Origin of the sequence: Sorangium aterium (assembly GCF_028368935.1) — a bacterium.
Taxonomy (GTDB): Bacteria; Myxococcota_A; Polyangia; order Polyangiales; family Polyangiaceae; genus Sorangium; species Sorangium atrum.
Genome location: NZ_JAQNDK010000004.1, coordinates 1,214,935 through 1,228,143 on the forward strand (window position 1 = coordinate 1,214,935; position 13,209 = coordinate 1,228,143).

The window sequence follows — 13,209 nt, forward strand, 5'->3', positions numbered from 1 at the left end:
GTGCGCCCTGCACGGAGCCTGCCAAGGCGGCCCGTGCACCTTCGCGGCAAGCGCGGCAGGCCGAGGGGTCGCTCGATCCGCCGCGCAGCGCCGAGCGCGCCCGGCGCGGCATGGACGCCCGGCGCGAGCCGATCAACCCTCGCTGCATGGGGAGAGCTCTTTTCTTGATCATGGTCACGGGTCTGCTGTCGACGTCGCTGCTCGGGTGCGGAGGGGCCTCGCCGCCTCCGATCGAGCAGCCCGAGCCCGCGCGCCCGGAGGAGCCGTCGCCGACGGCCGAGCCCACGAACGATGCCGCCCAGGGCGCCGCGGCGCGGGAGGCAGACGCCCCGCCCGACGCGCCGGCGCCGCCGCGTCGCGACGACTCGGTGCCCGACGACTATGCGCTGATGCATGGCGACTGCGTGGAGCTCGGCAAGCGGCTCACGGTGCTCACGCGCTCGGATCAGGTCGCGGCGCTCAGCGCCAAGCTCACGGCGGAGCAGCGGGGCGAGACCGAGAAGAAGATCGACGCCGTCGCGGCCACGCTGGGGGAGCAGTACGCGCGGTCGTGCGAGCAGAACGTCGGCAAGAGCGTGGATCCGAGGTCGCTCAAGTGCGCGTTCGACGCGCGGACCGTCAGGGCGTTCGAGGCCTGCCTCAACGCCTCGCCGCCGGGCCAATGACGCCTCGGCGATGCGGCGAGCGGCGGATGACGGCGCGCTCTGTGGAGATATACTGGCCGTCACCCATGGACGCTTCGCTCCTCGATGACCCCTGGATCGCCGCTCAGGTCGACGCCGCCGTGGCGCCCTACGTGGGGCGCCTGCCCGCGCACGAGATCGCGTGGATGCGCGAGCAGCTCGCGGAGGTGCTCCTGCACGACGAGGAGGCGAGCCGCCTCCTGCGGCGCGCGCATCCGCGCGAGGTCGACGAGAGCGGCGAGCGGGCGTTCGGGGTGCTCGGCGCAGCGGGGCGCGCCAAGGCGGGATAGCGGTGCGCACTCCGGAAGACCGGCTGCTCGCCGAGGGGCTCGACCTGCTTCAGCTGGTCGCGAAGCGCATCGCGCGCCGTCTGGGCCGCCGCATCCCGGTGGAGGACCTCGTCGCGCTGGGGCACCCGGCGCTGCTCGAGATCGTGCGGACCCACGATCCGAGCCGATCCACCTTCGAGGCCTACGCCAAGAGGAAGCTCCGGTGGGCCATCTTCGACGGCGTCCGGAGGGAGACGCGCTGGCGTTCCGCGGCCGCGCGGGCCAGCGCGCTCGCTGCGTCGGCGCGCTTCGCCGAGGGGCGCGGGGCGGAGGACGACGCCGACGCGCCTGCCACGCAGGAGGCCTACGCCGCGCGGCTCGGCGATCTGCTCGCAGGCCACGCGGCCGCGATGGCGCTCGGCCTGCTCTCGAGCCACGGGGACGTCGCCGCAGTCCCCGACGCCGCGGACGACCCGGAGGAGCGCGCCTCTCGCGCCGAGCTCGCGCAGGCCGTGCGTCACGCCGTGAGCGAGCTCCCGGAGCGCGAGCGCGCCCTCGTGGAGCGCCACTACTTCGACGACGAGCGCTTCGATCAGATCGCGCAGGATCTCGGGATCAGCAAGAGCTGGGCGAGCCGGTTGCACAGCCAGGCCATCGAGCGCCTGGGCGAGCTGCTCCGCACAGCGCGCTGAGGCGCGGGCGCTCGCTGGCGGATGCCGGTCAGCGCTGCCGGCTCTGCAACGAGCGGAGATACGGGGCCCGCTCCTCGTCGCTGACCGGCTCGTTGCTGATCACCCGGTGGTCGCGCGGCAGGAAATACACGAGCCGGACCGTCATGTGGTCCTTCGCGACGGTCAGCTTCCCCCTGCGACGGAGCTCCGCGGCCTCCTGGAAGCTCTGCGCCTTCGGATCGTAGGCGATCATGTGCAGATCTGACCCGAACGGCGCGGGCAGCTCTTCCACCTCGACGATCTTGTAGATGCGGAGCCCTCCGCTCTGCTCGGCGGCCGCGACCACGGCGCCGATCACCAGATCCTTGCCCGTCGGATCGGAGGTCTCGGGCACCGGGGGGGTGCGGTCACATGCAGGCGCGAGCGTCAGGATGCCGGCGCACACGGCGGCGAGCGCGATCGACCTCATGGGCGCTGAATAACATCGATGCCACCCGGCGCAAGCGGCGGTCGCGCGGGTCGCCCGCGTTACGCGGGGCCCTGCACGCCGGGCGGGGGTCGCGGGCGTTGGTTGCGCGTTGCGACGTCGTCCGCCGCCTCGCGGCTGTGTCGTGGTAGACGGCGCGCTCGACACGGTGATCGGGAGCGATCCCTGGAGGAGTGCGATCATGCGACTCGAGGACACGAAGTTCGTCGTCACAGGTGCTGCCCAGGGGCTGGGTCGCCACTATGCGCTGCGGCTCGCGGAGCTCGGGGGCCAGGTCGCCGCCGGCGACATGAACGAGGAGGGGCTCGCGTCGCTCGTCGAGGCGAGCAAGGGGCTCGCCGGCAAGATCCACGCGCGGGCGGTCAACGTGGCGGTGGAGGCGGAGGTGGAGGCGTTCGTCCGCTTCGCGCACGAGGCGATGGGCGGCCTGAACGGCCTCGTGAACAACGCGGGCATCCTGCGGGACGGCCTGCTGGTCAAGAAGGACCGGCAGACCGGCGCGGTCGTCAAGCTGAGCGCGGCGCAGTGGCAGGCCGTCATCGATGTCAACCTGACGGGGGCCACGCTCATGGTCCGCGAGGTCGTCGCGAAGATGATCGAGACCGAGCAGAAGGGCGTCATCGTCAACATCAGCTCCATCGCGCGCCACGGCAACCGCGGCCAGTCGAGCTACACCGCCGCGAAGAGCGCGCTCGCGGCGAACACGAAGACCTGGGCGCTCGAGTTCGCGCCGTTCGGCATCCGCGTCGGCGCCGTTGCGCCCGGCATGATCGAGACGCCCATGACGCAGGGCATGCACCAGAAGGCGCGCGACGCCTTGGTCGCCATGATCCCTGTGGGCCGCATCGGCGTGCCCGAGGACATCTGGCAGGCCGTGCGCTTCGTGATCGAGTGCGAGTACTTCAACGGCCGCTGCATCGACGTCGACGGCGGCCTCACGATGTGACGCCTTCGCGCGGCCGATCGCTCCGCGGTGGGCGGGCGTTCGCGCCTCGCCTCCTCGCCCGCCAGCCCGCGCTCGCGCGGCGTCATCTTCCGCCGGTCTGACCGGCTCCATCCCTGCCCGATCCCTCTTCCCGGAGCTCCTGCGGCGCTCGACTCACCGAGCGTTGCTCGGCGCGCTCGCGCGCTCGACCGGCCGAGCGCTGCTCGGCGCGATGGATCGAGCGCTTCTGGCTCGATCCAAGGCGATTTCGGATCACGTGCCGACTCGACAATCCGCCCAGGCGACATTCCCCTTGACGCTTCGATATTGAAAGCTATGTTCAATATCAATCCCACCCGTTCCGTAGCCGGGGTTCTGCATGTACGTCTGCCTCTGCATGGGCGTCTGTGATCGAGAGATTCGCGAAGCGATGAGTGAGGGCGCCTGCTCTGTTTCGCAGGTGATGGAGTGCACGGGCGCCGGCACGCGCTGTGGCTCCTGTCGGTCGACGATCGCCGAGCTTGTCGGTGAGCGCGACGGGGCCTCGACGCCGCGCCGCCTGGTGATGGCGCCGGTCTCCAGCGCAGCTTGATTCTCCGGACTGGCCGGCAACACGCTGAACGCCTTGGTTTCCGTCGGGAGCGACGGCATCGCCGCCTATTTCCTTAGAAACTTCTTGCGCACCTCCACGGACCTTGCGCATTTGTGCGGGGCGCTGGCGCTCCAGTCAGCGTCCCCCCGCCCAACAGGGGCGGGGCCAGCACGACAGGCATGAGCGCGAGAGGGATTCGATGAAGGGTGCAAAAGACGTCGTTGATGCGTTGAACGAGGTGCTTGCAGCAGAGCTCGTCGCGATCAACCAGTATTTTCTGCACGCGAAGATGTGCTCGCACTGGGGCTTCGTCACGCTCGCTGCGCGCGGGCGCGCCGAGTCGATCGACGAGATGAAGCACGCCGATGCGATCATCGAGCGCATCCTCTTCCTGGACGGGCTGCCCAACCTGCAGCGCCTGGACACCCTGCACATCGGGCAGAGCGTGCCGGAGCAGCTCAAGAGCGACCTCGATCTCGAGTACAACGCGGTCAAGCGGCTCAACTCCTCGATCGCGCTCTGCCGCGACAGGGGCGATCGCACCAGCGAGGAGCTCCTGGCCAGGATCCTCGAGTCCGAGGAGGAGCACATCGACTGGCTCGAGACACAGATCGGGCTGATCGAGAAGCTCGGCGAGACAGCCTACCTCGCCCAGCAGATCCGCGAGTAGGGGAGGGTGGGGGACGCCCCTCGCGCAGAGGGCATCCCTCGTGCACCCTTCTGGCGGCGGAGGTCGTGCTTGACGTACGATGCTATGGACGCATGTCCAAGGCGCCGCGGACGACCGTGCTCGCGCGCTTACGCGCCAGCGCGGTACGTCGGTCGTGATCGTCGCGCCGCGCTCGTCCCCCGGAGAAGGATGAGCGCGGCGGGGGAAATCCATGTCGAAGATTCTTGTCGTCGATGACCAGCGGAACATGCGGACCACGCTCGCGATGATGCTGCGTGGCGCCGGGTACGAGGTCGATGAAGCGGCGGACGGCAGCCAGGGCGCCGATCTGGGCGCCAAGGGGGCGTACGACGTCGTGCTCACCGACCTCCGGATGGGCGGCTTCGACGGGATCGGCGTCCTGCGCGCGGTGAAGGAGTCGAACGCGAACACGGAGGTCATCGTGATGACCGCGTACGGCACCATCGAGAGCGCGGTGGAGGCGATGCGGCTCGGCGCGTTCGACTACATCCAGAAGCCCTTCTCGGAGCAGGAGCTCCTCGTGAAGGCAGAGCGCGCGATCCAGAACCGCAAGCTCACCGGAGAGGTGCAGCTGCTCGCCAGCGAGTTCAAGGAGCGCTACCGGTTCGAGAACATCGTCGGCCGCTCGCAGGCGGTCCGCGAGGTGCTCGGCCGGATCGTCAAGGTCGCGCCGACCGACGCGACGGTGCTCATCACCGGCGAGAGCGGCACCGGCAAGGAGCTCGTCGCCAAGGCCATCCACGCCAACAGCAAGCGCGCCGACCGCCCGTTCGTGCCGGTGAACTGCGCCGCCATCAGCGAGACGCTCCTCGAGAGCGAGCTGTTCGGCCACGCGCGGGGCTCGTTCACGGGCGCGATCTCGGCGAGGAAAGGGCTGTTCGAGGAGGCCGACGGGGGCACGTTCTTCTTCGACGAGATCGCCGAGACCCCGCTCACCTTCCAGGCGAAGCTGCTCCGCGCGATCCAGGAGAACGAGATCCGGAGGGTAGGCGAGAACAAACCCATCAACGTCGACGTGCGCATCATCGCCGCGACGAACCAGGAGCTCCTGACCGCGGTGTCGGAGAAGCGGTTCCGCCAGGACCTCTATTACCGGCTGAACGTCGCGCGCTTCGTGCTCCCGCCGCTCCGCTCGCGTCGCGAGGACATCCCGATCCTCTGGGAGTTCTTCCTGGAGAAGTACAACCGCAAGATGAGCTGCCGCGCCCGCGCCGCCGACGGCGTCGTCGAGGCGCTGACGCAGTACGACTTCCCCGGCAACATCCGCGAGCTCGAGAACATGGTCGAGCAAGCGGTGGCCCTCTCGGGCGGCGGCGTCATCAGCGTCGACGACGTGCTGCCCGCCGCGGTGCAGCCGAAGCGCGCGCCAGAAGCCGGCGGCAGGCTGCTCGCCGACGTCGTCGACTGCGCCGAGCGCCAGGCGATCGAGGCCGCGCTGCGGGAGTGCGACGGCAGCCGGGAACGCGCCGCCGAGGTGCTCGGGATCAGCGCGACCACGCTGTGGCGCAAGATGACCCGCCTGGCGATCACGTATCCCCCGGGCTGAAACGGCGCCGAACAGCCGAGCGCCTTCCATCGCCTGCCCAGCCGGGCTCAGCAGCCCGCTCCCACGGCACACAGCGACCTCAGGCGGACCGCGCTCGATGGGTCGTGCTCCCCCGGCACCGCGCCCTGCTGCCCGTCGAGCTCAGCCTGCATTCCTCCGTTCGGGTCGTAGGGAAGCGGCCTCTCGATCGGAGCAAACCACCTGACTCAGCAGTGAATCGGGGGAGCTAGCCTACGCGAGATTGCATCTTTGCAATGATGCAGCGTCGGGATTTGCCTTAGTGCAATGAGGCGCCCGATGTAGACTGTGCTCTTCTGTTTCACTTTAGCGTCGGCAACCGCAACGCGTCGATTCGGGAACTTGGCCCGACGATTGCTAGACAGATAGGCGTATTGAATGGCGGCGATCGCCGCAGGAGGACGCTTAATGGCCCGCATGCTGATCGTGGACGGTGAGAATTCCCAGCGTCGCGCTCTTTCGGCAGGGCTAAGCGTCGAGGGGTTCGAGGTCGTGTTCGCCGCCTCGTTCCAGGATGCGATGTTCACCCTCGGCTCGTCTCCGGTCGACGTGGCGATGATCGACCTGATGATGCCGGACCTGAACGGCCTCGAGCTGGCGCGGCACATCCGGCATGCATTCCCGAGGGTGCGGGTCGTGCTCTCCAGCGCCTATCACCTCTCCGCGCGCCAGGTCGAGCGCGCCGACTGCGGCGCGGTGGCCTTCGTCCCCAAGCCTTATCAGGTGGGCGAGATCTGTCGCTTCCTCCGCGCCAAGACGAGCGTGCTCGCGCCCGCGTCGTGCTAGTAGCGCGGCGTGCGCTGCGAGCTGCTCGACTACGAACTCCCTGAAGCGCTGATCGCTTCGCGGCCCCCCGAGGAGCGCGACGGAGCGAGGCTCCTCCTCATCGATCGGGGCCGCGGAGCGGGCGAGGTCGAGCACGCGGCGATCCGCGATCTCGACCGGCACATCGAGCGCGGCGCGCTCGTCATCGTCAACGACACGAAGGTCGTCCCCGCTCGTCTGTTCGGGAGGAAGCGCGGCACAGGCGGGCAGGTCGAGCTCTTCCTGCTGCACCGGCTGGACGGGGCCCCGGCCGGCGCGGAGGACCTCGGCGGAGGGCCGCAGGGGAGCGCGCCGCGGTCCGAGCGCTGGCGAGCGATGGGGCGCGCCTCCAAGCCGATACGCCCCGGATCGGTGCTCGATCTCGAGCGCGACGGCGCGCTTGTCGCGGAGGTGCTGGAGCGCGCCGAGGACGGCGTGCTCACGGTGCAGCTCTCCTCGACCGCGGGGCTGTCCGTCGCCGCTGCGATCGACGCGTACGGGCACGTCCCGCTCCCGCCCTACCTCGGCCGCGGCGACGACGCGTCCGATCGCGAGCGGTACCAGACCATCTTCGCCCGGGTCCCAGGGGCGGTCGCCGCGCCCACGGCGGGCCTCCACCTCTCACCCGGCCTCGTCGAGCGGCTGCGCGCGAACGGGGTCGAGATCGCGAGCGTCACGCTGCACGTCGGCCTCGGTACGTTCCAGCCGGTCACGGCCGACGATCTCGACCTGCACCCGATGCACGCGGAGGTCTACTCGATCCCGGACGCGACCGCGGGCGCGATCGCGGCGGCGCGCGATCGCGGCGCGCCGGTGATCGCGATCGGCACCACCGTGGTGCGCGCGCTCGAGACGGCCGCCGATCCGGCCCGCGCAGGCCTCGTGCGGGCGCAGTCCGGGGAGACGCGCCTCCTCATCCAGCCGGGCTATCGGTTCCGCGTCGTCGACGCCCTGCTGACCAACTTCCACCTGCCGCGCTCGACGCTGCTCGCGCTGGTGTTCGCCTTCGCCGGCCGCGAGCGCACGCTCCTCGCGTACCGCGCGGCGATCGACGCCGGCTACCGCTTCTACTCGTATGGTGACGCCATGCTGATCCGCGGGGTGGACGCGCCATGAGCCGGACGCCTGGTTTCTCCTTCTCCGAGCTCGCGAGGGACGGGAATGCCCGGACGGGCGTGCTCTCCACGCCGCACGGCGACGTGCTGACCCCGACGTTCATGCCGGTCGGCACCCAGGGCAGCGTGAAGACGTTGACGCCCTCCGAGGTGGCCGCGACCGGCGCGAGGATCGTCCTCGGCAACACGTACCACCTGTGGCTCCGCCCTGGCCCCGAGCTCGTCGCGCAGCTCGGCGGCCTGCACGCGTTCACCCGCTGGCCGCACGCGATGCTCACGGACTCCGGGGGCTTCCAGGCCTTCTCGCTCGCCGAGCGGCGCACCCTCATCGAGGACGGCTTCGTGTTCCGATCGCACCTCGACGGCGCCCGCAAGACGCTCACGCCCGAGGTCGCGATGGAGGTGCAGGGGCTGCTCGGGGCCGACATCGCGATGCAGCTCGACGTGTGCCCGCCGGGCGGCGCGCCGCGCGCAGAGGTCGAGGAGGCGTGTCGCCTGACGACGCGCTGGGGGAAGCGCTGCCTCGCCGCGAAGCGCCCGAGCCAGGCGCTCTTCGGCATCGTGCAGGGCGGCACCTCGGTCGCGCTGCGCACGGCGCACGCCGATGAGCTCGGCGCGTTGCCGTTCGACGGGCTCGCCCTGGGCGGCTTCTCCGTGGGCGAGCCGATCGCGATGATGCACGAGGTGGTCGCGCAGATCGCGCCGCACCTCGACCCGACGCGCCCCCGCTACCTCATGGGCGTGGGGACGCCGCTCGACCTCGTGCACGCCATCGGCGCCGGGGTCGACATGTTCGACTGCGTGCTCCCCACCCGGAACGCGCGGAACGGGCAGGCGCTCACGCAGCACGGCAAGATCGTCATCAAACAGGCCCGCTACAAAGAAGATCGTTCGCCGCTCGATCCGACCTGCGCTTGCCCGACCTGCGCCGGCGGATACAGCCGCGCGTACCTGAGGCACCTCTACATGGCCGGCGAGATCCTGGTGCTGCGCCTGCTGACGGAGCACAACCTCCACCTCTATGGCCGCCTGATGCGAGAGGCGCGCGCGGCGATCGCCGAGGGGAGGTACGCGGCGTTCGCTCGCGCGTGGATCGGCGCGAGCGACGCCGGCAAGGCAAACGGCGCGAACGATACAGCGGACACGACCGAGTCGACCGAGTGACCCTACATCGTCGCCATGGCCGCTTCGATGCGCACGGAGCGGGCGCAGAGGGCGCCTTCGCGCCGCGGGCGCATCGCCTGCGCTGCCGGGAGGGTTCCGGAGTACCATGGGCGGATGGTGAGCTCTCGCCTCTGGCGCCGGGACGCGCGCTCGGATCCGCGCGCATCGGGCGGCGTTCTGGCCGCGCTCGACCCGGCCGTATGCCCGAGCCGCCGGCGCACGGGCCCGAGCCGGTCGTGTCGGTCGGACGGCCGACTTCGCGCGCGGGTCGCGTGCTTGCCCGCGCATTCCTCGTCCATTAGCCTTCGAACTCGGCCCGCGGAATGACGCAAGACGCCAACAAGAAGCCGCTCGGACGCATCCTCCTGCAGCAGAGGGCGGTCACCCAGCCCCAGCTCGAACAGGCGCTCCTCGATGCGCGCGCGAAGGGGGTGCCCCTCGCCACGAACCTCATCGAGAGCGGCACCGTCTCCGAGGTCGCTGCGCTGAAGGCCCTCTCCGAGCAGAGCGGCGTTCCTGGCATCGATCTCAACCAGGTCTGCATCAAGCTGAGCGACCTCTCCATCCTCCCCCGCGAGATCGCCGCCAAGCACAAGCTCCTTCCCGTGCTCGTGCGCGAGGATCGCATCCTCGTGGCCATGGCCGCGCCCGCCGACAAGAAGGTGATCGACGAGCTCGAGTTCGTGACCGGCAAGCGCGTCTTCCCGTACATCGCGCTCGCGGGCCCCCTCGTGCGGACCATCGCGGCCGCCTACGACATGAAGGAGCAGGGCGAGCCGTTCTACGTGGGCGCCAAGTGCCCGCCCGAGGTGCTGAAGCGGGCCGGGCTCGGCTCCACCACGTCGTCCGCTTCCGAGGCGCCGCCCGCGCCCCCGCCCGCCCCTGCACAGCCTGCACAGCCTGCACAGCCTGCGCCGCGCCGACCTGCGTCCGCCGTGCCCCCGGCGACGGCGGCCCAGGCCCCGGTGGCCCAGGCCCCTGCGGCGCCTGCTCCCAGCGCCGCCCCGCCGCCGCCGCGGTCCGCGCCGGAGCGCCCGCGTGACGACGCGGAGATCTCGTTCGCGGATCTCACCGACGAGCCGAGCCCGCCTGCTGCCACGTCGCCGGCCCGCCTCTCCTCGGCGGGGCCGCCGCTCGTCGTCGACGACGCCATGCGGAGGGCGGCGGCGGCCGACGAGCTCACGGACACGGATTTCGGCACCGCAGACCGCGATCTGTCCGTCGTCGAGTCGCTCCCGGGCGCAGGCAAGGCGCCGCAGGGCGATCAGACGACGATCCTGGTCGTCGACGACGAGCCGGAGATCCGGAAGCTGCTCCGTCGCATCTTCGAGGAGCGCGGGTACCGCGTGGAGGAGGCCGATCGCGGGCTCCTCGCGCTGCGCATGGTCAAGGAGAATCCGCCCGACGTGATGATCCTCGACGCCATGCTGCCGGAGGTGCACGGCTTCGACATCGCCCGCCGCATGAAGGGCACCCAGCGCTACGGCCACATCCCGATCATCATGATCTCGGCCGTCTACCGCGGGTGGCGGTTCGCGGAGGACCTGAAGTCGAGCTACGGCGTCGAGGCCTACATCGAGAAGCCCTTCCGCGTCGCCGATGTCGTCGCCGCCGTGGAGAACGCGCTCCAGGCGCGCTCGATCCGCGGCGATCAGGACCGGATCTCGGCGGAGGCGGAGCGCCTCCTCGCCGCGGGGATCGCGGCGTATCGCGCGGGCGATTTCGACAAGGCCGTGCGGCACCTGCGCGAGGGCACGGCGATCGACCCGCTCGCGTACCGGCTGCACTTCCACCTCGGCCTGCTCTACGGCAAGCAGGGGCAGCTCTACGACGCCATCCAGGAGCTGGAGACGGCGCTGCACATCAACGGCAAGCACTTCCCCGCGCTGAAGAACCTCGCCGTGCTCTATCAGAAGGCCGGGTTTCGCAACAAAGCCATCGAGACCTGGGAGCGCGCGCTGGGCGTCGCCCCCGATGACCCGACGCGGCAATCGATCAAGGAGCACTTGCTCGGGCTGCTCTGACCGCCTACCCCATGTCGTCTGGGGCCAAGCTGTCGTAGACTGCGCCATTCCACCGGCAGGCGCGTCCCTGGATGAAATTCATCTGCGATAACTGCAAGGCCAAGTACCAGATCGGCGACGAGAAGGTCGCCGGCAAGATGGTGCGGATGCAGTGCCGGCGATGCGGGCACCTCATTCAGGTCAGCGCGAGCGTCACCGAGAGCTCCGTGGCGCGTGCTCTCCCCGTCGAGCCGCCGCGCGAGGCGGGCGACGATGCGCACGTCGCCCCTCCGAGCGACGAGGCGCCGGCGGCGGACGCGGGGGCGGCGAGCCCGTTGAAGCCGCCGCCGGCTTCGTCGCTGGGCCAGGGCGCCGCGCCGGCGCCGCCCCGGCCGACATCCCAGGCCCTGCCGCGCCCGGCGGGCGCTCCTCGACCTCCGGTCGCGCCGCGCGCCGTCCCCGGACCGGCGTCGAGCCCGCGTCCGGCGACCGCGCCGCAGGCGGCCCCTGCGGCCCGGGCCGTGCAGCCGGCGCCCGCAGCGCCGGCGCGTTCCCCTGCGCCTGCCGCCAGGGCGGCGGAGCCCGCGCCCCCGGCGGGGGCCGCCGGCGCGTTCACGCGCGCGATGTCCAATGACCGCCCGCTCGGGAAGGCGCCGGCCGTGCGCGCCACGGCGAGCGAGGACTGGTACGTCGGGGTCGGCGGCGTCCCGCTCGGCCCGGTGCGCCTCTCGGTCATTCGCGACAAGGCGCTTGCCGGCGCGGTGGACGGCGAGTCGCTCGTCTGGCGCGAGGGCTTCGATGAGTGGCTGCCCCTCAAGAACTTCCCGGAGCTGCTCGAGATCGTCACGCAGGCTCAGTCCACCCGTCTGTCTCCGCCCGCGCGCCGCATCAGCACCACGGGCTCCTCTGTCGGTCAGCCGCAGGCGTCTCCGTCGGCGAAGGCGCCCTCCTCGTCGAGGATCCCTGCGCTCGCAGGGGCCGCGCCCGCGCGCCCGGCGACGCGCGAGCCGGAGCCTCCTGGCCTGAACGAGCAGGCGCCGGCCGTCGCCGCCTTCACCGCGGCGGGGATGCCCGGTGCATCGACGCCGCTGCCCGCGCCTGTCGCGTCAGCTACGTCCGTTGCGTCCGTCGCGCGCGTCACGCCGGGGGTGCCAGCCGCGAGCGCGCCGGCCGCATGGCCAGGCGCGCCGACAGGCGCCGTGCGGACCCACGCCGCGGGCGCTGCGCCGGTGGAGGTGCTCGCCGATCCCTTCGCGGCCGATCGAACGGCCCCCGTCGCGTTCGCGCCCGGACCCGAGCTGCCCGCGTCCGCCTCGACCGAGCTCGCTCGTGGGGCCGGCGGCCTGGCCGCCGGCGGGTCGCTCGCCGCGGCGGCGCCCGCGGGCGGAAGGCTGACCGCGGGGGCCTCGTCCGCCGCGCCGGCAGGGGCCCTCGCCGCGGCGGAGCCCGCGCCTCTGGTGGCCACGCCTGGCAGCCTGGTGGAGACGGTCGCGCCAAGGCGGCGGTCGGGCATGAGCCCGCTCGCTTACGCCTTCATCGCCATGGCAGCGGCGTTCGGTGGCGTCTCCGCGTTCGTCCTGCTCTCCCCGAAGCCGCAGCCCGTGCAGGTCGTGACCGCCCCCCCGCCGCAGAGCCAGCCGGCGGATTTGCCCACGGCGGCCCCGCCGCCACCGCCGAGCGTCGAGCCAGACGCGCCTGCGCCAGCCGAGACGGCCTCCGCCCGTCCAGAGGTCGCTTCGACGGGCAAGGCGGGCGGCGTCGCGAGCCAGCGCCCTCCTCCTGACAAGCCGGCCGCTCCGCCGGCCTCTGCCTCTGCCCAGTTCGACCGGTCCGGGTTCGGCGCTGGGGTCCCAGGCCCCTCGTCAGGACCGGGGAGCCAGGGGGCCGGCGCCGGCTTGAGCCCGCTCTCCCAGGGGGAGATCTCCGGCGTCGTCGAGTCGAACCGCCCCAGCGTCCGGCGCCACTGCTGGCAGCCCGCCCTCGACGCGCGCGCCAGCAACGCGGCCAGCACCGCGAGGGTCTCCGCTTCGGTGGTCATCGCCGCCTCGGGCGCCGTCCAGTCCGTCTCGGCCGGCGGGTCGGAGAAGGATTACCCCGGCCTGTCGAGCTGTATCGCCTCCCGGATCAAGTCCTGGCGGTTCCCTCCTTCCTCGGGTTCCACCCCCGTGACCATTCCGTTCGTCTTCGCCGCGCAGTAGGGCCCGCTGCTCGGCAGGGACACACCCGCGGAGCGAAGGCCGC

Annotated in this window: 13 protein-coding genes; 11 read left to right on the forward strand and 2 right to left on the reverse strand. The window is 71.5% G+C overall.

Annotated elements, in window-relative coordinates:
- Positions 1-146: 146 nt before the first annotated feature.
- The 3 genes from POL72_RS35975 (at position 147) to POL72_RS35985 (ending at position 1,644) form a co-directional block, all read left to right on the forward strand.
- Positions 147-665, forward strand: a complete 519-nt coding sequence (locus tag POL72_RS35975; RefSeq protein WP_272101333.1) for a hypothetical protein — start codon at positions 147-149, stop codon at positions 663-665.
- A 65-nt stretch (positions 666-730) separates the two neighbouring features.
- Positions 731-973 carry a hypothetical protein gene (locus tag POL72_RS35980; RefSeq protein WP_272101334.1) on the forward strand — a complete coding sequence of 81 codons (243 nt, stop codon included), beginning with the start codon at positions 731-733 and terminating at the stop codon, positions 971-973.
- Between the two features lie 2 nt (positions 974-975).
- On the forward strand, positions 976-1,644 hold the full coding sequence (locus POL72_RS35985) for a sigma-70 family RNA polymerase sigma factor (RefSeq protein ID WP_272101335.1): 669 nt from the start codon (positions 976-978) through the stop codon (positions 1,642-1,644).
- Between the two features lie 28 nt (positions 1,645-1,672).
- On the opposite strand, the gene POL72_RS35990 is transcribed toward POL72_RS35985, so the two are convergent.
- Positions 1,673-2,092, reverse strand: coding sequence for a hypothetical protein (locus POL72_RS35990; protein ID WP_272101336.1), 420 nt, complete (start codon positions 2,090-2,092; stop codon positions 1,673-1,675).
- Between the two features lie 199 nt (positions 2,093-2,291).
- Between POL72_RS35990 and POL72_RS35995 the strand changes: the two genes are divergently transcribed.
- On the forward strand, positions 2,292-3,056 hold the full coding sequence (locus POL72_RS35995) for an SDR family oxidoreductase (protein ID WP_272101337.1): 765 nt from the start codon (positions 2,292-2,294) through the stop codon (positions 3,054-3,056).
- Positions 3,057-3,308: 252 nt separating this feature from the next.
- Here POL72_RS35995 and POL72_RS52175 read toward each other — a convergent pair whose 3' ends face one another.
- The gene (locus tag POL72_RS52175; protein ID WP_437800286.1) at positions 3,309-3,686 is read right to left on the reverse strand and encodes a hypothetical protein; all 378 of its coding nucleotides are present in this window, start codon (positions 3,684-3,686) and stop codon (positions 3,309-3,311) included.
- 140 nt (positions 3,687-3,826) lie between these two features.
- Between POL72_RS52175 and bfr the strand changes: the two genes are divergently transcribed.
- From bfr to POL72_RS36035, 7 genes are all read left to right on the forward strand, one after another.
- A complete protein-coding gene (gene bfr, locus POL72_RS36005; protein WP_272101338.1) occupies positions 3,827-4,297 on the forward strand; it encodes a bacterioferritin in 471 nt (156 codons plus the stop codon).
- 211 nt (positions 4,298-4,508) lie between these two features.
- Entirely contained in the window at positions 4,509-5,864 is a 1,356-nt protein-coding gene (locus POL72_RS36010; RefSeq protein WP_272101339.1) for a sigma-54-dependent transcriptional regulator, read from the forward strand.
- Positions 5,865-6,260: 396 nt separating this feature from the next.
- Positions 6,261-6,668 carry a response regulator gene (locus tag POL72_RS36015; protein ID WP_272101340.1) on the forward strand — a complete coding sequence of 136 codons (408 nt, stop codon included), beginning with the start codon at positions 6,261-6,263 and terminating at the stop codon, positions 6,666-6,668.
- A 9-nt stretch (positions 6,669-6,677) separates the two neighbouring features.
- Entirely contained in the window at positions 6,678-7,802 is a 1,125-nt protein-coding gene (queA, locus tag POL72_RS36020) for a tRNA preQ1(34) S-adenosylmethionine ribosyltransferase-isomerase QueA (RefSeq protein WP_272101341.1), read from the forward strand.
- On the forward strand, positions 7,799-8,965 hold the full coding sequence (gene tgt / locus POL72_RS36025) for a tRNA guanosine(34) transglycosylase Tgt (RefSeq protein WP_272101342.1): 1,167 nt from the start codon (positions 7,799-7,801) through the stop codon (positions 8,963-8,965). The genes queA and tgt overlap by 4 nt, the downstream gene beginning before the upstream one ends.
- 323 nt (positions 8,966-9,288) lie before the next feature.
- Positions 9,289-10,989 (forward strand): response regulator, encoded by a 1,701-nt coding sequence (locus tag POL72_RS36030; RefSeq protein WP_272101343.1) that lies wholly within the window; start codon positions 9,289-9,291, stop codon positions 10,987-10,989.
- Positions 10,990-11,060: 71 nt separating this feature from the next.
- On the forward strand, positions 11,061-13,166 hold the full coding sequence (locus tag POL72_RS36035) for a GYF domain-containing protein (RefSeq protein WP_272101344.1): 2,106 nt from the start codon (positions 11,061-11,063) through the stop codon (positions 13,164-13,166).
- The last annotated feature ends 43 nt before the right edge of the window (positions 13,167-13,209 follow it).